Below are 18,493 nucleotides of genomic sequence, written 5' to 3'. Positions count from 1 at the left end.
CCGGAGGAATGCAGGAAACCCAAGGACAGACGATTCTGATCGTAGATCAGGATCATGACTTTCTCGAGTGGGCGACGAAGCACCTCGCCGCGGACGACTTGAATATTCTCCGATGCGACAACGCGGAGAAGGCCGCCAAGGTGGTGACAAAGACCCCGGTCGATCTTGTCGTCGCCGATATCCAGTTGCAGCCGTTCGACGGACTGGAGCTGCTGGCAAGGATCCGCGAGAACTCTCCGACTTCCCTGTTCATCCTGATCGCCGGCTTCCCGAGCACCGGGCAGGTCATCGAGGCGACCCAGCAGGGCGCACACGATGTGTTGCGCAAGGAAGCACTCCCTTTCGAACTGCGTCCGGTCGTGGAGAACGCGCTTCTGACGGCGGAAAGCCGCAAGGCCGCGGACCCGCAGGAAGTCACCGAGCTTCCGCGCGTCGACAGCCGGGTGAAGATCATCGGGGTTTCGCGTACGCTGCAGGACGTGTTCAAGGTGGTCGGTCGCGTGGCCCGCTCCGACGCGCCCGTCCTCGTCAGCGGCGAGTCGGGCACCGGCAAGGAACTGGTGGCCAAGGCGGTCCACGAGTACTCGCCCCGCCGTCAGAACGAGTTTCTCGCGATCAACTGCGGCGCGATTCCCGAGAACCTCCTCGAGAGCGAGCTGTTCGGTCATGAGAAAGGCGCGTTCACCGGGGCGATCGCCAAGCGGGCCGGACGCTTCGAGCAGGCCGATGGCGGCACGCTCTTCCTCGACGAAATCGGCGACATGCCACTGTCGGTCCAGGTGAAGCTGCTGCGCGTCCTCCAGGATGGCACCTTCTCCCGTGTCGGGTCGAACGAGACACAAACGGCCGACGCCCGGATCGTCGCCGCGACCAACAAGAATCTTGCCGAGGAAGTCTCGAAAGGAAACTTCCGCGAAGACCTCTACTACCGGCTCAACGTGGTCGAAGTACGGCTTCCACCGTTGCGCGAGCGGCCGGAAGACATCCCGCTGCTCGCGGAGTTCTTCCTCCAGCAGATCACCCGCAAGAACGGGATGGCGCGCACCCGGTTGTCGACCGAGGCCATCGCCCTACTCCAGCAGCACCGCTGGCCCGGTAACGTCCGGGAGCTCGAGAACACGATCGCCCGCGCCTGCGCTCTGGCGTCATCAAACGTCCTTCTGCCCAGTGATATCCGTCTCGCCGCGTCGCCCATCCGTTGCGACACCGAGGTTGACCGCCACCTCGACGCGCTCGTCGAGTTTCTGCCCAGCGAGGACGCGAAGAGCTGGTTGCTTTCGCAGTTCGCGAACCGACTGCTGGAACTCCACGACGGTGATGTGAAGAAGGCCTCGGCCCTGTTCGGCGCCAGCGTGCCCGAATTCCGCAAGCTGATCTCCTGAACCGAAGGGTTTTTGGGATTCCGGGTCGGCGATTCCCGCCTATGCTCCCAGCCATGGGTCCCACCATCCGCGCCATCCTGCTGACGGTCGCCGCCGCGCCGTTCCTGCATGGTGGTCCGGCGCTGGAGGAGATCCCGACCTACAAGCTCGGCATGGACGCGCTGTCCGGCCGGCTCTGGGGAGTCGCGGCAGCCCGCTTCGAGGCGGCCCTTGAGACCGAAGACCTCGACCCCGAGGTCCGACAGGAGCTTCTGGTCCGGTTGGCCGAGGCCCGGGTCCGTGCAAACAACGGTTCGGGGGCGATTGAAATCCTCGATCTCCCGGATCTCGCCGAGCACCCGGCGCGGGGGTTCTGGCGGGCCCAGGCACTCGCCGCGACCGGAAGGTTCCAGGATGCGATCGATGCCTTGGCGGCCTTGCCGGAAGACTCTCCCCACCGCCGCGAAGCGCAACTCACGCGCGCCCGGTTGCAACGGGCCATCGACGACCTCGACGGCGCATTTGCGACGCTCGAGCCGATCCTCAAATCGGGCTCGGCACCGGCATCGGCGAAGATGCTCAAGGCGCAGATCCTGCTCGACCAAAACAAGCCGGCGGAAGCGCTAGAAGCCTTGCCCGACCCTGCGGGCCTGGCACCCGCCGCCGCCAAGGCGAGCCGCCACCTTCGGGCGCGCTGTTTGCTGGCGAACGACGAACCGGAGGCGGCAGCCTCCATTCTCGAGGAGCTGATCTCCTCTCCCGAGAACCAGTCGCTGCGGGATTTCCATCAGGAGTTCATCGACCTCGCGCAGGCACGGATCGCGCTCGGAAAAACCGAAACCGCGGCCGACGGGCTGCTCGCCTTCATTCAGCAGACACCGGACTCGCCGGTTCTCGATCAGGCTTTCGACCTTCTTCTCGAGTGCCTCCCGGCACAACCGGCTCCCAACGACGCGATCCTCACGCGCCTCAAGGAGTGGGTGCCACCGGCACGCATTGAAGGACCTGCCGCTCCCGTTTCCCGCGAGGGTTCCGCCGGAGCGTGGCCACAAGCCGCGACCGCCGCCGATCCGCTGGCGCCTCAGGCGATGCTCCACCTTGCCTTGGGCCTGCGCCGCCTCTCGGCACCCGACGCCCCCGCCCAGGCCCGCCGTCTGCTGACCCGTCTGCGCTTGGAATACCCCAAGCACCCGCTGGTCTCGCGAGCCTTGCTCGTCGCCGGCCGATGGGAACTGGAAAACGGGAATCGGGAACAGGCGAATGCCTGTTTCGACGCGCTCCAAAGGCACGGCTCAGCCTCCTCGCCGGAGCTGCGAGCACAAGCCCTCACGCTGGAGGCGAGCGCGCTTTTCCTCGACAAGGAATATGACAAGGCAGCCGCTCTCTTCGATCAGGCGGCGGAGCTGCTCGAATTCGACCGGCGTCACGCCAGCCGTCTCAATGCCGCCACCTCGCTGCTCGCCGCAGGTGACATGCCTGCCTTCGACAAGCTCCGCGACGAAGCCGGCGATCCCGATCTCCAGGTGCAGCTGGCACTGGAACGCGCGCTCTACCTCGCATCGCGCCGCGATCCCGAATCACTGCCCGCGCTGGAGGCTTTCATCAGTCAGCACCCCGGTCATCCGCGCATCGATGAAGCGCGTCTTGCGGCCGCTCTCGCGGCGTTGGATGCGACCCCGCCACTCACCGACAAGGCACGGGAGTCCCTTGGGGCCATCAGCGAGAACGGCCGCGAAGCGCTGCCTCCTTCGTCGCTCGCGCTCGCGGAAATCCGGCTTCACAAGGCCGCCGGCGAGTGGGACCAGGCCGCCGCTTCCGCCGCCGCATTCCTCAAGAGCTATCCAGACGCGCCAGCTGCCCCCGCGATCCGCTTCGAGCGGGGCCGGGCCCTCTTCCAGAACAAGGACTTCAACGAGGCCCAGCTCGAACTGAAAACGCTGGTCGAGACCCACCCGAATTCGCCGCAGGCTCCCGCAGCGCTGCTGCTTTCCGCGGCCGCAGCCGCCGAAGGCGCGACACCCCAGTCGCAGGCCGAGAGCATCCAGCTCTTCGATCGCCTGATCGAATCGGACTCCCCTTTCCGGGACGTCGCACGCCTCGAGAAGGCCGACATGCTGATCCGGCTGTCGCGCCTCGATGAAGCCGTCGAACTGCTCCAGCCGTGGTTCGCCGAATTGAAGGATGACGAGCCACTGCTTCTCAATGTCGGCCTGCTGCTCGGCGACGCCCTGTTCGCGAAAGCCGAAGGACAACCGGAGCAACTGGAGAGCGCCCTCGCGGTCTACGAACGCCTGCTCGCGGTCCTGCCCGAGGGATCTCCCGCGCGCTACCGGGTGCTTTACCAGAAAGGCCTGGCACTCGAGCAATTCGAGGGCCGTGAGGACGAGGCGCTGCTTGCCTACATGGACGTCATCCAGGCGGCGGCCGAGAACTCCCGGCCGGACTGGCAACCGATCGAACTGTGTGGCTTCAGTGCCTTGAGGATTCTCGAGAAACGCGAGAACTGGCCGGCCGCGATGAAGCTGGCCGCGCGAATCGCCAACCTCAAAGGTCCCCGCTCGGACGAGTTCGCCGAACGGGCGAAGACGATCGGGATGGAGCACTTCATCTGGGACCAACTGCCCGATGACGAGGAAGCCGAAGAGGAAGACGAGTAATTCCCCTTCAGGTTCTTTCGAGAAACCCGCCCCAGAGCACGGCTGCCCCCAGACCGGAAAGCCCGCAGGCAGCGATCGCCGCGAGCACACCTCCGCCAACGAGAAAGCTGAAGCAGGTCATCAGGACTCCGAAAACCAGCAGCGACCATCCGATCCACCGCTTCGGGTCCTTCCACCAGACCTTCGCCTGCTGACTCTCGGTCCAAAGCCGGGCCGCGGTCTCCCCCGCCAACACCTCGGGAACTCCCTTGCCCACCAGAAAACGCATGACCTCGTCGCCACTCTGGGCCTTGGCGGCGAGCATCCGGGCCTGGGGCAGCCACAGCTTCACCCTCTCTTCGCCGGTCATCTCGTCCACCTTCAGGTCCATCGGCTCTACCCTGCACCCCGGTCTCAGGTCCGCCAAGGCTCCAAAGCCCGTTGACCCACCTTCCACTTGGCGAGCGCGAGATACCCCCTACCTTCTCCGCCGATGTCCTCGCCCAAACTCTTCGCTCCCGGCCCCGTCGATGTTTCCCCCGAAACGTTCGCCGCGATGTCTCACACGATGATCGGCCACCGCGGCTCCGACTTCGAAGAACTTTACGCTTCCCTCCAGCCCGGCCTGAAGTCGGTCTTCGGCACTTCCCGTCCGGTATTCCTCTCGACCTCCTCCGCATGGGGCGTCATGGAAGGCGCGCTTCGCAATCTCGTCCGCGGGAAGGTCCTCTGCCTCTGCTGCGGCGCATTCTCGGACAAGTGGTTCGATGTGGCCAAGAAGATGGGCTACGAGGCGGACAAGATCCAGGTCGAGTGGGGCGAGGCGATCGATCCCGAGGCCGTGAAGGCGAAGCTCGAGGAAGGCGGCTTCGACACCGTCACCTTCATCCACTCGGAAACCTCGACCGGCGTCCTCAACGACCTCGCCGGCGTCGCTGCCGTGGTGAAGTCCTTTCCGGACACGATGCTGATCATCGACACCGTCTCGTCGCTTTCCACCGTCCCGATCGAGATGGACGCGATCGGCGCGGACGTCGTGCTCGCCGGCGTGCAGAAGGCGCTCGCGCTGCCTCCGGGTCTCGCCGTATTCGCCGTTTCCGAAGCCGCGATGGAACGCGCCAAGGGAACGCCGAACCGAGGCTACTACTTCGACTTCGTCGAGTTCGCCAAGAACGACGAGAAGAACAACACGCCGTCCACTCCCTGCATCGCGACGCTCTTCGGACTGCAATACATTCTCGGTGAGATCGAAAAGGAAGGCCTCGAGAACCGCTTCGCCCGCCACGCCGAGACCAATGCGATGATCCACACCTGGGGCGCCAAGCACGGCTTCCAGCTGTTCGCACCCGAGGGCCGCCGCTCGAACGCGCTGACCTGCTTCACCACCCCCGCGGATTTCGACCTGCCGGCCTTCATCAAGACCCTCAAGTCGAAGCACAACTTCCTGATCAACGGCGGCTACGGCAAGATCAAGGGCCTGACCTTCCGGATCTCGAACATGGGCAACGAGACCGTGGCGACAATGCAGGAACTGATCGACGCCATGGACGACGTGCTCGGATGAGGGCCGGATGCTTGCGAGAGACCGGTTTATGACGCGAATCCGGTGCCTTTCCACTAAGCCGGGCAGCAGTGGAAAGCGTATGTCTCCCGGATATGAAAGCCCCGCTCCTACTCATCGCCGGATCCCTTCCGCTTCTCGCCGCCGAACCGAACACCCTTACTCCCGAGGAAAAAAAGGACGGTTTCGAGCTGATCTTCGATGGCAAGTCGCTCGACGGCTGGCGCACCTACAAGCAGGAGAAACCGAAGGACAAGTGGGTCGTCGAGGACGGCGCGATCACGCTCACCGCCAAGGGCGGCGGCGACCTGATCACCGACGCGAAGTACAAGGACTTCGAGCTGCGGTTCCAGTTCAAGATCGCCCCTGAAGGCAACTCGGGCATCATGTGGCATGTCGCGGAGATCGACGGCCCTCCCTACCTGACCGGCCCCGAGTACCAGATCCTCGATTCCAACGCCAAGACCGGCTACCAGCACGAGATCAAGAAGGGCAACATCGCGGGCGCCTTCTACGACCTCGTTCCCGGCAAGGCCGAGTGGTCGAAGCCGGCCGGCGAATGGAATGACGGCAGCATCCGCATCGAAGGCAGCAAGATCACCCTGACCGTGAACGGCACGACCACCGCCGAGGTCGACACCTCGACCGACGAGTGGAAGGAGATGCTCGCCAAGTCGAAGTTCGCGAACTGGGACAAGTTCAACAAGATGCCCGAAGGGCACATCTGCCTTCAGGACCACGGCGACAAGGTCGCCTTCCGGACGGTCCGGATCAAAGAGCTGTAATCCGAATGCCGGTCAGCGACCGGCGTTCATCAGTTCCTCGATCTCGTCGGCCTCGATCGGGATGTTGCCCATCAGGTCGAAGTTCAAGTCGGCACCGATCACCACGTCGTTCTCGAGCCGGACTCCCAGTCCTTCCTCACGGATGTAGATGCCGGGCTCGATGGTGAAAACCATGCCCTCGGCGAACGGCTCGTGCGGCGGCGCCACGTCGTGGACATCGAGCCCCATGTGGTGGGAAGTACCATGCATGAAGTACTTCTTCACCAGCGGCTTGTCCTTGCCCTGCTCCTTCGCCTCCTTGGCGCTGATCAGGCCGAGATTCACAAGTTCCGCCTCCATCAGTTCGACGACCTGCTTCTGATACTCGATCGGCGTGTTGCCAGGCCGCAGGATCTCGTTGGCGGCCCGCAGCACGCGCAGCACCGAGTCATAGACGGCACGCTGGCGCTCGGTGAACCGGCCGTTCACGGGCACCGTCCGGGTCATGTCGGACGCCCATCCGCCGTACTCGGCCGCCACGTCCATCAGGACCATCTGGCCGTCCTCGCAGACACTGTCGTTCTCGATGTAGTGCAGCACGCAGGCATTCTTGCCGCTGCCGATGATCGGGTTGTAGGCGAACCCGCGGGAACCCCGACGCAGGAACTCGTGCATCAGCTCGGCCTCGATCTCCCACTCGCCCACGCCCGGCTTGATGAAGCCGAGCAGGCGCCGGAAACCGGCCTCGGTGATGTCGCAGGCCTTTTGGATGAACTTGAGCTCTTCCTGATCCTTGATCATCCGCAGGCGGTGCATCAGCGGCGCGAGGCGCTCGTAGTGGTGGAGCGGATAGCGTGCCTTGCACTTCTTGATGAAGCGGTCGTTGGCGGTCTCGACCACCACCGCGGCCCGCAGGTGTTCGTTGGTCGCGAGGTAGATGTGATCGACCTGGGGAATCAGACGGTGCAGCCAACCTTCGAAGCCCTCGACCCACTCGACTCGTTCGATCCCGGTTCGCTCCTTCGCCTGCTCCTTGGTCAGCTTCTCGCCGTCCCACACCGCGATGTGCTCGCTGGTTTCGGTCACGAAAAGAATCTCGCGCTCCCGCTCGTCGCCCGCGTCGGGCATGAGCACCAGCACGGTGTTCTCCTGGTCCACGCCCGTCAGGTAGAACAGATCGGCATTCTGCTTGTGCGGCATGACCCCGTCGGCATTCGTCGGAAAAATGTCGTTCGAGTGAACGATGACGATGCTGTTCGGCTTTAGAAGTTTCCGAAGTCGGGCGCGGTTGCGGACGAACAGCTGGGGGTCGATCGGGTCGTAGCGCATGGCGGAGTTCAACGAATGCCCGATGGCCGGGCAAACCCATTCACGAACAAAGGGTGAAAAGGCAGGAACCCCTTGGCAATCAGGCAATCAGCCGCCCCGCCAGTTCAGCTTCTGCCGGAGGGCTGCGTAGAACGAGCGCCCCTCAAGCCTCAGCAGGTGCAGGTCCTGGTCGGCTTTCCGAACCAATACCCGGTCCCCCGACTCGACCTCGACGCAGTCCCTGCCATCGACCGTGAACAGCATCGGGCCGTCGGACGGTTCCTCCGGCGCCAACTCGATCGTGACGTCATCATCGACCACCAGCGATCGCTGGCTGAGCGTGTGAGGGCAAATCGGCGTGATCACGAAGACTCCGGCCGAGGGGCTGATGAGTGGACCTCCGGCCGAAAGCGAGTAGGCGGTGGAGCCGGTCGGAGTGGCGACAATCAGGCCGTCCGCCCGGTAGTGGTTGAGCAGTTCGCCATCGACGATCGCACGCAGCGCGACCAACCGGCCGGTCTGACCCCGTGCCAGAACTGCCTCGTTCAGCGCCAGCAAGTCATGCGACCGGCCTCCGTCCCGCTCGACACGGGCCGCGAGCAGCGTCCGCCGGCTCGTGGCGAAGTTCCCCGAGCACAGCGCCTCGGCGAAATCATCGACCTCGCCGTCGGTGCAACTCGTCAGAAACCCGAGATTCCCGAGATTGATGCCGGCGATCGGCTTGTCGCAGCCGCCCAGGGTGGCCATCGCGTGGAGCATGGTGCCATCGCCCCCGAGGACAGCGACCACATCCGCCTCCTTCGAAAGCTCCCGGCCCGGAATGCCGCCATCGACTCCGGCCAGCCCCGCCGTGGCTTTCTCATAAATCGGTGTCAGTCCCTTCGCCCTCAGTGCCACAGCAAGACCCTCGAGGGTTTTCCTGGCCCCGGACTTGTGGGGGTTGGCAATGAGACCGACTTTCATGATCCCGTTCTAACCGCCCGGGCGGGCCGCCGCAAGGCATGGCTGAAAAGGTGGGGACGAGCGCCCCGCTCGTCCGCTGTTGCTGCCGATCTGGCGTTCAAGTGCGGATATCCTTGGGGATTCGCGTAGCGGACGACCGGGGGCGGTCGTCCCTAAATTTCGAACAGCCTACGCCAACCACGCCAGAAACTCGCGATTCCCGTCGGTCCCGGTGATCGGTGAGTCGATGACGCCCTTCCACTCGCGTCCGAGTTCTCCAACAAACGCGCGGATCTTCTCCACCGCCCGCTCGTGAAGTTCCGGATCGCGCACGATCCCGCCCTTGCCGATGTCCTCCCGCTCCAACTCGAACTGAGGCTTGATCAGGCAGACAATCGAGCCTCCTTCCAAGAGCACACCGAAGGCCGCCGGCAGGATCTTCGTCAGCGAGATGAACGAGACATCGATCACGATCAGCTCGACCCGTTCGCCGAGATCTTCCTCGACCAAATTCCTCGCATTGAACTTCTCCTTCGAGATCACCCGAGGATCGCTGCGGATCTTCCACACCAGCTGGTTGGTTCCCACGTCGATCGCGTGCACCCGTTCCGCGCCCCGCTGGAGCAGGCAGTCGGTGAAGCCGCCGGTCGAGGCGCCGATATCCAGACAGACCCGGCCCTCCGGCGAGATGCCGAAAGCATCGAGCGCCCCTTCCATCTTCAATCCGCCGCGCCCGACATACTTCGGCTTCTCCTTCAGCTCGAGCGGTGCGTCGTCGGGCAGCTTGCTGCTCGGCTTGTCGATGCGGCGGTCCCCGCTTCTCACCTCACCGGCCAGCACCAGACGCTTCGCCTGCTCGCGGGTGTCGCACAACCCCCGCTCGACCAGCAACACGTCGACCCGTTCCTTCTTCGCCATGATCAGTCGGTCTGGGCCCGGTTCACCGCGTCGATCAACTCGCGCAGACGGCCGAAGTTGCCGCGACGATGTCGGAAAACCAATCGTGGCAAATCTTTCATCCGCGGTTCGTTCGATTCCTCATCGAGAGCTCCCCGCTGCTCCATCCCGCCTGCCTTGATCACATCGGAAAAGCGTGTCTCGAGATCGGACCTCGAGGCATCGGTCAACGGGCGCATCAGACGCATCACCAGCTTGTCGCCGACATAGCGATAGGAATGGAAGACCCGGTAGAATCCGGCGACCTCTTCGACCGCCTCGTCGATGTCGTCGGTGACCTTGAACAACGACAGGTCCGCCTCGGAGATCAGGCCCGGCCGCAAAAGGTGGTCGCGGACGAACTGCTCCCAAAACTTCCAATACGTCCCGCCTTTCTCATCCACGAGTACCAGCGGATAGACCTGCGCCTTGCCCGTCTGTATCAGCGTAAGTGCCTCGAAGACCTCGTCCATCGTTCCGAAGCCGCCGGGGAAGCCCGCGGCGGCATCGCTCTCCTTCACGAACGACAGCTTGCGGGTGAAGAAGTAGTTGAACTCGACCAGCTTGTCGTCGCCCGCGATGAACTCGTTCGCGGTCGCCTCGAAAGGCAGCACGATGTTCAGCCCGAAGCTGTCCTCCGCACCTGCCCCCTCGTTGCCCGCCGCCATGATGCCCGGACCCGCGCCGGTGATCGTCATGAACTCGTGCTCGCGCATCTTCCGCGAGAACTCGACGGCCGCCTGATACGACGGTTCGTCGGGCTTGGTCCGGGCCGACCCGAAAACCGCAACCTTGCGGAAATCCCGCCACGGCTCGAAGACCGTCTCGGCCTCGCGCATCTCCTTCAGCGCCCGGTTCATCAGCTTGAAGTCCCCCGGCAGCACCGCGCTCTTCGAGAGCCGCACGGCGGTGATCATCATTTCGGCGAGCAGTTCGTAACCGGTCTCCCCGGCCTCCTCCCTCGCCATCCCGACGATCCGCTCGTCGAGGGCCGCGTCGCCCGTCGATCCGATGAACGAACGCCGCCCCGAAGGCGCCAGACCGGCCGTGAAATCGCGCTCGACCGGAACCGGGGACTTGCGGGCGTGGTGACTCATGGTCGCAGCGTAGCAGGCGCCCCGAGGCGACTGGCAAGGCAGGAATCGCGACTCCCTTGCTACTTGCCACGTGCCAGCCGCTGCCTTTTCCTCGGCCCGTGACCCAGCAGCGCACCGACGACCTCCGCATTTCCGGCCTGAATCCCCTGATTTCCCCGGCGGTGCTGAACTATTTCCAGCCGGTCACGGAAAAGATCTCCGAGCTCGTCGCCGGGGCCCGCAAGGAAGCCGACGCCATTCTCAAGGGCGAGGACGACCGGCTGCTGGTCATCGTCGGTCCCTGCTCGATCCACGACCCCGCCGCGGCGGTCGAGTACGGCAAGAAGCTCGCTCCGCTGATCGAGCAGCACCGCGACGACCTGCAGATCATCATGCGGGTCTACTTCGAAAAGCCACGCACGACGGTCGGCTGGAAGGGGCTCATCAACGATCCGCACCTCGACGGTTCCTTCGACATCAACCACGGCCTCAAGGTCGCACGCGGCCTGCTGATCGAACTGGCCGAACTCGGCGTGCCGGCCGGGACCGAGTTCCTCGATACGATCTCGCCGCAGTACATCGCCGACCTCATCGCTTGGGGCGCGATCGGCGCGCGCACCACCGAAAGCCAGATCCACCGCGAGCTGGCCAGCGGCCTCTCGATGCCGGTCGGTTTCAAGAACGGCACCGGCGGTTCGATCCAGATCGCGCTCGACGCCATCCAGTCGTCGTCGCGTCCCCACCATTTCCTCTCGGTGACCAAGCAAGGGGTTTCGGCGATCGTGTCGACCACTGGCAACGACTCCTGCCACATCATCCTTCGCGGCGGCAAGTCGGGCCCAAATTACGAGAAGAACGATGTCGCCGAAGTCATCACGATGCTCAACGAACAGGAGCTGCCGCCTCACGTGATGGTCGACTGCTCGCACGGCAACTCGCTGAAGGACTTCCGCAACCAGCCCCTCGTCGCCGACAACCTCTGCAACCAGATTGCGGGTGGTTCGAAGGACGTCGCGGCGGTGATGGTCGAGTCGAACCTCGTCGAAGGAAACCAGAAGCTGCAGCCCGACCTGAGCAAGCTGACCCATGGCCAGAGCGTCACCGACGCCTGCATCGGCTGGGACGACACCGTGGAGGTCCTCGAGAAGTTCGCCGTCGCCGTCCGCAAGCGCCGCGGATGAGGCCCACCAGAAGGTAGGGCGGACCGCCCCGGTCCGCCGCTTCGCGCCACCTTTGGCGTCGGTTTTCGGGGCAGCGGGTGTTAGGATAGAGTCGTCGGTTTTCCGCCTCCCAAAGCGGTGTCGCCACTCCGCTCTGCCACCTCACTCCAAATGCCCCAACGACCCAAACTCTGGATCCACCGGACCCGAAGGTTCTGGGTGGGGTTGGGCCTGTTGTTTCTCCTCGTCGGGCTTTTCCTTTATTCGGCAACGCATCAATCGACCATCACCGGCGGACATCGCAAGTTCTCACCTCTTTCATCAGGAGAATACCAAGGACACGAACTCGTTGCCCGACTTCAGCTTTCCAACGGCGGGGCATCCATCCGTTGGCATTTCTGGGAAGGCACAGTCGACAACAGATTCGGATCAAGTCTGCGAACCGGATGGCAGTGGGAACACCTCGTCCAGCGCTCAGAAGAGCAAATGCAGGTGTGGGGATTGGCACTGCCTCCGAACATCCGTGAATGGTTGGATTGGGAAGGCGTCTTCCTCCCCCTCTGGCCCCTACCCGTCCTCTGGGCCATCCTCTGGCTCATCCGCATGATCCGCGCTGAACGCCGTGAGGCGAATGCTTACTCCGACTGATCCCATGCGCCGCTCCATTGCCTACCCGCTCGCGCTGCTCACCATCGGCGGATTCTTCGCGCTCACACTGTTCCGCACCGTGTCCCTCACGGTCGTCTGGGAAAAAGACAGCTTGGTTCCTTTGGAAGGAGCATCATTCGCCATCGTCGGCCGCAATGGCGCGCTGGAGTTCGAGACCGGCGATATCTTCTTCCTGGGCAAGCCCAAGACCAAACTGTCATGGGACATTGAGGAGGCCGAGAACCACCAGCCCTTCTGGCTCCCGCGCACCTACGAGCGGGCTATGTATTTCACCCGTGCTTGGGAACTCCGCTACCCCGAGGGCATTCGCATCCCGCTCTGGCCCTTCATCTTGCTGATCCTGCTCTTCTGGCTCCGCCCGGGAAAGAAGCGGAAGTCCTGAGATGGACCGGGAGCTTCAGCTCGCCCCAGAACCCAAGCTGCCGGACCGACGGGGCGAGCTGAAGCTCGCGGTCCATTCCCCCGCCACCCCTTTTCTCTCGCCTAGCGGCGCCGCTCTTCCGAGTCTCGCGCCATGCGCAACGCGCCCCTCGGCTTCTTTGATTCCGGCGTCGGCGGACTCACCGTGGTCCGTGCGGCCCAGCGCCTGTTGCCGCATGAGGACATCGTCTATCTCGGCGACACCGCCCGCGTGCCCTACGGCTCGAAGAGCCCTGAGACGATCCGCGACTTCGCCGCCGAAGACGTCCGCTTCCTCCTCTCCCACCATGTGAAGGCGATCGTCATCGCCTGCAATACCGCCACCGCTCACGCGCTTCCGGCACTCCGGGAAACTTTCCGCGTTCCCATCCTCGGCGTGATCGAACCCGGCGTCGAAGCCACGCTCGCCGACCCCGACACCGACCGCGTCGGAATCATCGCCACCCGCGGCACGATCCGCAGCCACGCCTATCAGCACGCCCTCGCGCAGCGGAAGACCGGGCTCATCATTCACGCCCAATCCGCTCCGCTGCTCGTCCCGCTGATCGAGGAAGACTGGCTCGACCACGCCGCAACCACCGCCGCCCTCCACACCTACCTCGACCCGATGGTCGACAAGGGCATCGACGCCCTGCTGCTGGCCTGCACCCACTATCCTCTGCTGGTGCCGACATTGGAGAAATTCCTGCCGTCCGATGTCCGCCTGATCGATTCGGCCACCACCTGCGCCGAACATCTGAAGGCGGAGCTCGACCGTCTCGACCTGCTCAACGACTCCGAGGATCGCGGCAAACTCCAGATCCACCTGACCGACCTTTCCGAGCAATTCGAAATGCTCGCCCGCCGCTTCCTCGCCCACCCTCCCGGAAAGATCCGACGGGCGATTCTGTAGCGACCCTGCAAGCGCGCGACGGTGGTTCGTAGTCCCGCCTTCAGGCGGTCTCTGGTTGGTAACTCGCCTCGGGCTCCAGATGCGCAAGTGGGCTTGCGCGGTCCGCGGATCTACGAACCACCGTGGCGAACCGCTTCGACGGCTTCGGCCACACGCATCCCATCCAGCGCGGCACTGACGATCCCACCGGCATACCCCGCTCCTTCCCCGCAGGGAAACAGGCCGCTCAACTCCGGATGCTCGAGCGATTCCTTTTCACGGGGAACCCGCAACGGCGAACTTGTCCGCGTTTCGAAACCGAGAAGCAACGCCTCCTTCCCCGCATAGCCCCGGATCCGACGGTCAAACAGCCGCAAACCCTCGCGCATCCGCCGGACAATCCCCTTCGGCATGATCTCGTGCAGCGGCACCGAATTGCCTCCGGGGAAATAGCTCATCTCCGGCAGGTCGTCCGAGACACGCCCGTTCAGGAAATCCGCGACCCGTTGACCAGGCGCCACCTGTCCACCGCCGCCCGCCGCCTTGGCCTTCCGTTCGAGATCCTTCTGGTAGGCGATCCCGGCGAGGATCCCGTGCTCCTTTCCAAACGGCGCCACGTCTTCCGGCTCGACTGTCACCACCAGCCCCGAGTTGGCGAAGGGCGAATCGCGACGGGAAAGGCTCATCCCGTTGACCACCACCTCATCGTTCTCGGTCGCCGCCGGCACGATCCAACCACCGGGGCACATGCAAAACGAGTGCACGCCACGGTCGTCGATCTTCGTCGCCAGCGCATACCTCGCCGCCGGCAGCAGTCGTGGACGCGACTCCTCCTTCCGGAGGTGATACTGGCAACGGTCGATGAACGGCTGCGGATGCTCGATGCGCACGCCAACCGCGAACGGCTTGGCTTCCATCAGCACCGACTCCTCCGCCAGCAACCGGTAGATGTCCCGCGCGCTGTGACCGGTCGCAAGGATCACCGCGTCGCCGACAAACTCGCGACCGTCGGCAACCTCGACGCCACGCAGCCGACCGCCGCTGCGGAGCAAGCCGGTCACCTTCGCGCCGAAATGCACCTCGCCACCTGCGGCGCGGATCGACTCGCGCATCGCCATCACCACCTTGGGCAACAGGTTCGAGCCGATGTGGGGATGGGAATCGATCAGGATCCGCTCCGGCGCGCCGTGCGCGACCAGAACCTCGTAAACCTTGCGCACCGGCCCGCGCTTGGTTGCCCGGGTGTAGAGTTTGCCGTCGGAGAACGTCCCGGCGCCGCCTTCGCCGAAGCAGTAGTTCGAGTCCTCGACCACCCGGCCTTCCCGCAGGATCGGAGCGAGATCAAAGCGCCGCGAGCTGGCATCCTTGCCGCGCTCGAGCACCACCGGCTTCATCCCCAGCTCAAGGCAACGCAGGGCCGCGAACATCCCTGCCGGACCGCAGCCGACGATCACCACCGTCCGCGCGCCGGACGGCAAAGGAGGTGCGGACCACGTCGGTAGAGGCGTCTCCGGCAAGGCGCCATCGAGCGCCACCTCAAGCCGCAGCTGCACCTTCACCGGCCGCTTGCGGGCATCGATCGAGTGCTTCAGCAGCCGGACCTCACCAACCCGCGACGGCTCGATACCGAGACGCTTCGCAGCCGCACGCTTCCAGGCCTCGGCATCCTCGGATGCTTCCAGCGACAGGATGACGTCGACGGTTTCCACGCCGGAAGCTCAGCGGGCGCGCTGCCCCGGCGCAATCCTCATTCCGCCGCCGGCGTCGGAATCGCGGCCTTGAGCTCGTCGAACTGATTCCGGAACTGCTGCAACTGCCCCGACTCGATGAGATCGTTGATCATCACCGCACCGATCACGAAGTAGGCCGCGATACCACCGACCAGAATCAGCCAGTAAAGCACGGCGAGGATCCAGCCGATCGGATCCATCTTCTTCGTGTATCCGTAGCCGGTCGGGCAGCAGATCAGGCGATACTGCAGCCACCAGTTCATCAGCGGAACCAACAGCCCGAACGTCCACCAGCCGGACATGGCGAGGTTCTGGAAACGCTTCACGGTGATCACCAGAACCAGCAAAGGAATGATCAGGACGAGGAGCGGCGTGTATTGGGCGAACTTCTCCCCGACCATGTCCGCGATCTCCGGAATGAACCGGGCGAATCCGATCGCGAGGATCGTCGGCAACACGGTGACTCCGAGGAAATAGCCGAGCCGCGTCGCGCCGGGCAGGTGCAGCTTCGTCTTCGGCTGGGAGTCGGAGTCGTAGCTGCCGCTGTCCGCCAGAGAGTTGTCGGGCGCCCGGTGGCCACGGCGTGCCGGCTCTTCCTTCCTGCGCTCCTTGCGTTCGAAAACTCCATCCACATCGCCGGCCGGCGTCCATTCGGCCAAGGCTCCGCCGAAGATGAGATCCGTCCGCGGCTCGAGACGACCCTGCTTGGCGGCCTCCATCAGCTGCGTGAACGTGACGGGACCAAATCGCTGTCCCCCACGGGAAACAAACCAGTCGTCCTGCTTCTTCGACATGGCCCTTTGTTTATCTTGAATATCGACTCAGGTCAAATTCCGGGTGACGCCGTTGTTTGCAGGAGAATCGCCCGAAACTCCGTAGCTTCGGGGTGAAATACCTGCTGCAAGTCCTTCTTCTCATGACCATCCCGCTCTGCGCCGCGCCCACCGAGTCCAAAGGAACCCACAAGGTCTCCTCCGGCCATGAGCTGTCCTACCTGCTGTTTGAGCCCGACCCCGCCCTTCTTCCCGCTGGCAAGCCACGTCCATTGGTCGTCTTCCTTCATGGGGCGGGAGAACGGGGGGACGACCTTGAGAAGGTCAAGAAGCATGGCCCTCCGACCCAAGCGATGGAAGGAGCCGGACTGCCATTCGTCCTTCTGGCTCCGCAATGCCCGCCCGGCCAGTGGTGGGACACCGACGACGTGATCGACCTGATCCGCCACGTGGCGAAGGAGCAATCGATCGACCCCAAGAGAATTCATCTCACCGGGCTGAGCATGGGCGGCTTCGGGACTTGGAATATCCTCGCCAAGGCGCCCGAGCTTTTTGCCTCCGCAGTGCCGATTTGTGGAGCCGGCGAGCCGAAAACCGCCGGGGCATTCAAGGACATGCCGATCTGGGCGTTTCATGGCACGGCCGACGAAGCCGTGCCGGTCGATGGCACCCGGAAGATGGAAGCGGCGCTCGAGAAAGCGGACGCCACCGACTTCCGCGCGACCTACTACGACGGGGTCGGACACGACAGCTGGACCCGGACCTATTCGAACCCGGCGGTCTACGCGTGGATGATGCTTCAGTCGAGGTAGTCGCTCCAGGCGGCGGACGCTTCGAGCGAGTCGACGACCCGGTCGGCATCGGCCAGCCCGTCCTCGTCAAACGCCCCTGTCGCCACCGCGAGACACCGCGCTCCCATGGCCCGGGCGCAGGCGATGTCCTTCGGCGTATCGCCGATGACCAAGGTCTCCGCCGCTGAGAAACTCCGCCCGGTGTGGGCCTCGGCCCGCGCCAGCGCCACCGGACCCAGACGGTTGCGGTCGTGGTGGTCGCAGCCGTAGGCGCCGAAGCCGAAATGGTGATCGAGCCCGAAGTGCCGCATCTTCGCGCGGGCGCCCGCCTCGATGTTTCCGGTCAGCAGGCCGACCGTCACATCCGCCCGCCCCGCGAGCAGATCCAGCAAGGCCACCGCCCCGGGAAGAACTCGGCCGGGGAAGTCTCCGCCCGCCAGATTCGATTCAAGTCGCTCGAGGTAGCGGGCATAGAATCCCTCGACGCCCGAGGGCTCGGGATCGCGACCGAAGTGGTCGAACATGCCGCGGACGATGCCCGAATCGGTGCTGCCGGCCAGATCCAGCTTGGGTCCGACATCACCGAAACAGTGAAGCGCCGCATCCTGCAGCGCTTTCATGCCGGCACCTCCGGTGTCGACCAGGGTGCCGTCGATATCGAACAGCCAGAGTTTGACGGGACGGCTCACGCCTCGGCGCGATCGGCCGTGTTCTCGTCCGAGGATTCCTCGTCCGAAGCCACGACTTCCTCGTCGTCATCTTCCTCGTCGTCCTCGAAGTCGTCTTCTTCCACCAGCTCTCCGTGGAACAGCTGGAAGTGGCGCTTCTGCTGGGCCTTCGGCAGCGGAGAGAGCGTCATACCCAGAGCCCGGCCCGAGAGACGGGGCGGCTGGTCGACATGGGCCATCGTCTTGAGGTCGCCGATGATCCGTTCGAGTTTCTCGAAGCCGAGCTCGCGGTGGGCGTTCTCACGACCGCGGAACTGGAGCACCACCCGCACCTTGTGTCCCTCTTCGAGGAAGTTCTCGATGCGGTTCAGCTTGATGTTGTAGTCGTGCTGCTCGGTCCGGACGCGGAACTTGATCTCCTTCATCCGGGTCGCGTTCTTCGCGCTCTTCTCCTGCTTCTTGAGCTTCGCCTGCTCGTACTTGTACTTGCCGTAGTCGATGATCCGACAAACAGGCGGATCCGCCTTGGCGGCAATTTCGACCAGATCCAAACCGACCAGCTTCGCTTTGCTCAGCGCTTCCTGCGAGCTCATGATGCCGAGCTGCCTGCCGTCGGGGAGAACAACCCGGACACGGGGCGCACGAATGCGATCATTGACACGCGTGGTGTCGCGAGGCGTCCGGTTGAATTTCTTTTTCTTCTTTGCTATGGTTCTGGTCGGTTGCGGTTCAGTGCGACACGGAGCTACCTGCCCGAAGGCATGGCAAATCCGCGAAGGGATGAGTGGAACTCGGATGCAACAATCCCGTCATATGGGAGCATCAGC

The 18,493-nt window shown here is 64.1% G+C and carries 18 protein-coding genes; 9 read left to right on the top strand and 9 right to left on the bottom strand.

Annotated elements, in window-relative coordinates:
• The first annotated feature begins 8 nt into the window (after positions 1-8).
• Both HAHE_RS14360 and HAHE_RS14355 read left to right on the top strand, forming a co-directional pair.
• The gene (locus HAHE_RS14360) at positions 9-1,382 is read left to right on the top strand and encodes a sigma-54 dependent transcriptional regulator (RefSeq protein ID WP_338685382.1); all 1,374 of its coding nucleotides are present in this window, start codon (positions 9-11) and stop codon (positions 1,380-1,382) included.
• Positions 1,383-1,435: 53 nt separating this feature from the next.
• Positions 1,436-4,018 carry a tetratricopeptide repeat protein gene (locus tag HAHE_RS14355; protein WP_338685381.1) on the top strand — a complete coding sequence of 861 codons (2,583 nt, stop codon included), beginning with the start codon at positions 1,436-1,438 and terminating at the stop codon, positions 4,016-4,018.
• 7 nt (positions 4,019-4,025) lie between these two features.
• Here HAHE_RS14355 and HAHE_RS14350 read toward each other — a convergent pair whose 3' ends face one another.
• Positions 4,026-4,388 (bottom strand): hypothetical protein, encoded by a 363-nt coding sequence (locus tag HAHE_RS14350; protein WP_338685380.1) that lies wholly within the window; start codon positions 4,386-4,388, stop codon positions 4,026-4,028.
• A 102-nt stretch (positions 4,389-4,490) separates the two neighbouring features.
• On the opposite strand from HAHE_RS14350, the gene HAHE_RS14345 reads away from it, so the two are divergent.
• Positions 4,491-5,561, top strand: a complete 1,071-nt coding sequence (locus tag HAHE_RS14345) for an alanine--glyoxylate aminotransferase family protein (RefSeq protein WP_338685379.1) — start codon at positions 4,491-4,493, stop codon at positions 5,559-5,561.
• 92 nt (positions 5,562-5,653) lie between these two features.
• Positions 5,654-6,343, top strand: a complete 690-nt coding sequence (locus HAHE_RS14340; protein WP_338685378.1) for a DUF1080 domain-containing protein — start codon at positions 5,654-5,656, stop codon at positions 6,341-6,343.
• 12 nt (positions 6,344-6,355) lie between these two features.
• On the opposite strand, the gene HAHE_RS14335 is transcribed toward HAHE_RS14340, so the two are convergent.
• The 4 genes from HAHE_RS14335 to HAHE_RS14320 form a co-directional block, all read right to left on the bottom strand.
• Positions 6,356-7,651, bottom strand: coding sequence for an aminopeptidase P N-terminal domain-containing protein (locus tag HAHE_RS14335; protein WP_338685377.1), 1,296 nt, complete (start codon positions 7,649-7,651; stop codon positions 6,356-6,358).
• 87 nt (positions 7,652-7,738) lie between these two features.
• Positions 7,739-8,593 (bottom strand): NAD(+)/NADH kinase, encoded by an 855-nt coding sequence (locus HAHE_RS14330; protein WP_338685376.1) that lies wholly within the window; start codon positions 8,591-8,593, stop codon positions 7,739-7,741.
• A 168-nt stretch (positions 8,594-8,761) separates the two neighbouring features.
• A complete protein-coding gene (locus HAHE_RS14325) occupies positions 8,762-9,493 on the bottom strand; it encodes a TlyA family RNA methyltransferase (protein ID WP_343218212.1) in 732 nt (243 codons plus the stop codon).
• On the bottom strand, positions 9,493-10,605 hold the full coding sequence (locus HAHE_RS14320) for a TIGR00730 family Rossman fold protein (RefSeq protein WP_338685374.1): 1,113 nt from the start codon (positions 10,603-10,605) through the stop codon (positions 9,493-9,495). Before HAHE_RS14320 ends, HAHE_RS14325 begins: the two co-directional genes overlap by 1 nt.
• Before the next feature lie 98 nt (positions 10,606-10,703).
• Between HAHE_RS14320 and HAHE_RS14315 the strand changes: the two genes are divergently transcribed.
• The 4 genes from HAHE_RS14315 (at position 10,704) to murI (ending at position 13,725) form a co-directional block, all read left to right on the top strand.
• A complete protein-coding gene (locus tag HAHE_RS14315) occupies positions 10,704-11,765 on the top strand; it encodes a 3-deoxy-7-phosphoheptulonate synthase (protein ID WP_338685372.1) in 1,062 nt (353 codons plus the stop codon).
• Positions 11,766-11,915: 150 nt separating this feature from the next.
• Positions 11,916-12,392 carry a hypothetical protein gene (locus tag HAHE_RS14310; protein WP_338685369.1) on the top strand — a complete coding sequence of 159 codons (477 nt, stop codon included), beginning with the start codon at positions 11,916-11,918 and terminating at the stop codon, positions 12,390-12,392.
• Between the two features lie 4 nt (positions 12,393-12,396).
• A complete protein-coding gene (locus HAHE_RS14305) occupies positions 12,397-12,795 on the top strand; it encodes a hypothetical protein (RefSeq protein ID WP_338685367.1) in 399 nt (132 codons plus the stop codon).
• A 132-nt stretch (positions 12,796-12,927) separates the two neighbouring features.
• On the top strand, positions 12,928-13,725 hold the full coding sequence (murI, locus tag HAHE_RS14300) for a glutamate racemase (RefSeq protein ID WP_338685366.1): 798 nt from the start codon (positions 12,928-12,930) through the stop codon (positions 13,723-13,725).
• A 110-nt stretch (positions 13,726-13,835) separates the two neighbouring features.
• On the opposite strand, the gene HAHE_RS14295 is transcribed toward murI, so the two are convergent.
• On the bottom strand, positions 13,836-15,413 hold the full coding sequence (locus HAHE_RS14295) for an NAD(P)/FAD-dependent oxidoreductase (protein WP_338685365.1): 1,578 nt from the start codon (positions 15,411-15,413) through the stop codon (positions 13,836-13,838).
• A 38-nt stretch (positions 15,414-15,451) separates the two neighbouring features.
• Positions 15,452-16,228: a DUF4339 domain-containing protein gene (locus tag HAHE_RS14290; RefSeq protein WP_338685364.1), complete on the bottom strand. Its 777-nt coding sequence runs from the start codon at positions 16,226-16,228 to the stop codon at positions 15,452-15,454.
• A 92-nt stretch (positions 16,229-16,320) separates the two neighbouring features.
• Between HAHE_RS14290 and HAHE_RS14285 the strand changes: the two genes are divergently transcribed.
• Positions 16,321-17,019, top strand: coding sequence for a prolyl oligopeptidase family serine peptidase (locus tag HAHE_RS14285; protein WP_338685363.1), 699 nt, complete (start codon positions 16,321-16,323; stop codon positions 17,017-17,019).
• On the opposite strand, the gene HAHE_RS14280 is transcribed toward HAHE_RS14285, so the two are convergent.
• Positions 17,007-17,687, bottom strand: a complete 681-nt coding sequence (locus HAHE_RS14280) for an HAD hydrolase-like protein (RefSeq protein WP_338685362.1) — start codon at positions 17,685-17,687, stop codon at positions 17,007-17,009. The genes HAHE_RS14285 and HAHE_RS14280 overlap by 13 nt on opposite strands.
• Positions 17,684-18,376: a translation initiation factor IF-3 gene (gene infC, locus HAHE_RS14275; protein WP_338690821.1), complete on the bottom strand. Its 693-nt coding sequence runs from the start codon at positions 18,374-18,376 to the stop codon at positions 17,684-17,686. The genes HAHE_RS14280 and infC overlap by 4 nt, the downstream gene beginning before the upstream one ends.
• Positions 18,377-18,493: the final 117 nt, after the last annotated feature.

This window comes from Haloferula helveola (assembly GCF_037076345.1).
In the GTDB taxonomy this organism is placed as follows: domain Bacteria; phylum Verrucomicrobiota; class Verrucomicrobiia; order Verrucomicrobiales; family Akkermansiaceae; genus Haloferula; species Haloferula helveola.
Note: the sequence above shows the minus strand (reverse complement) of the source record. Positions and strands in the feature narration are given on the sequence as shown.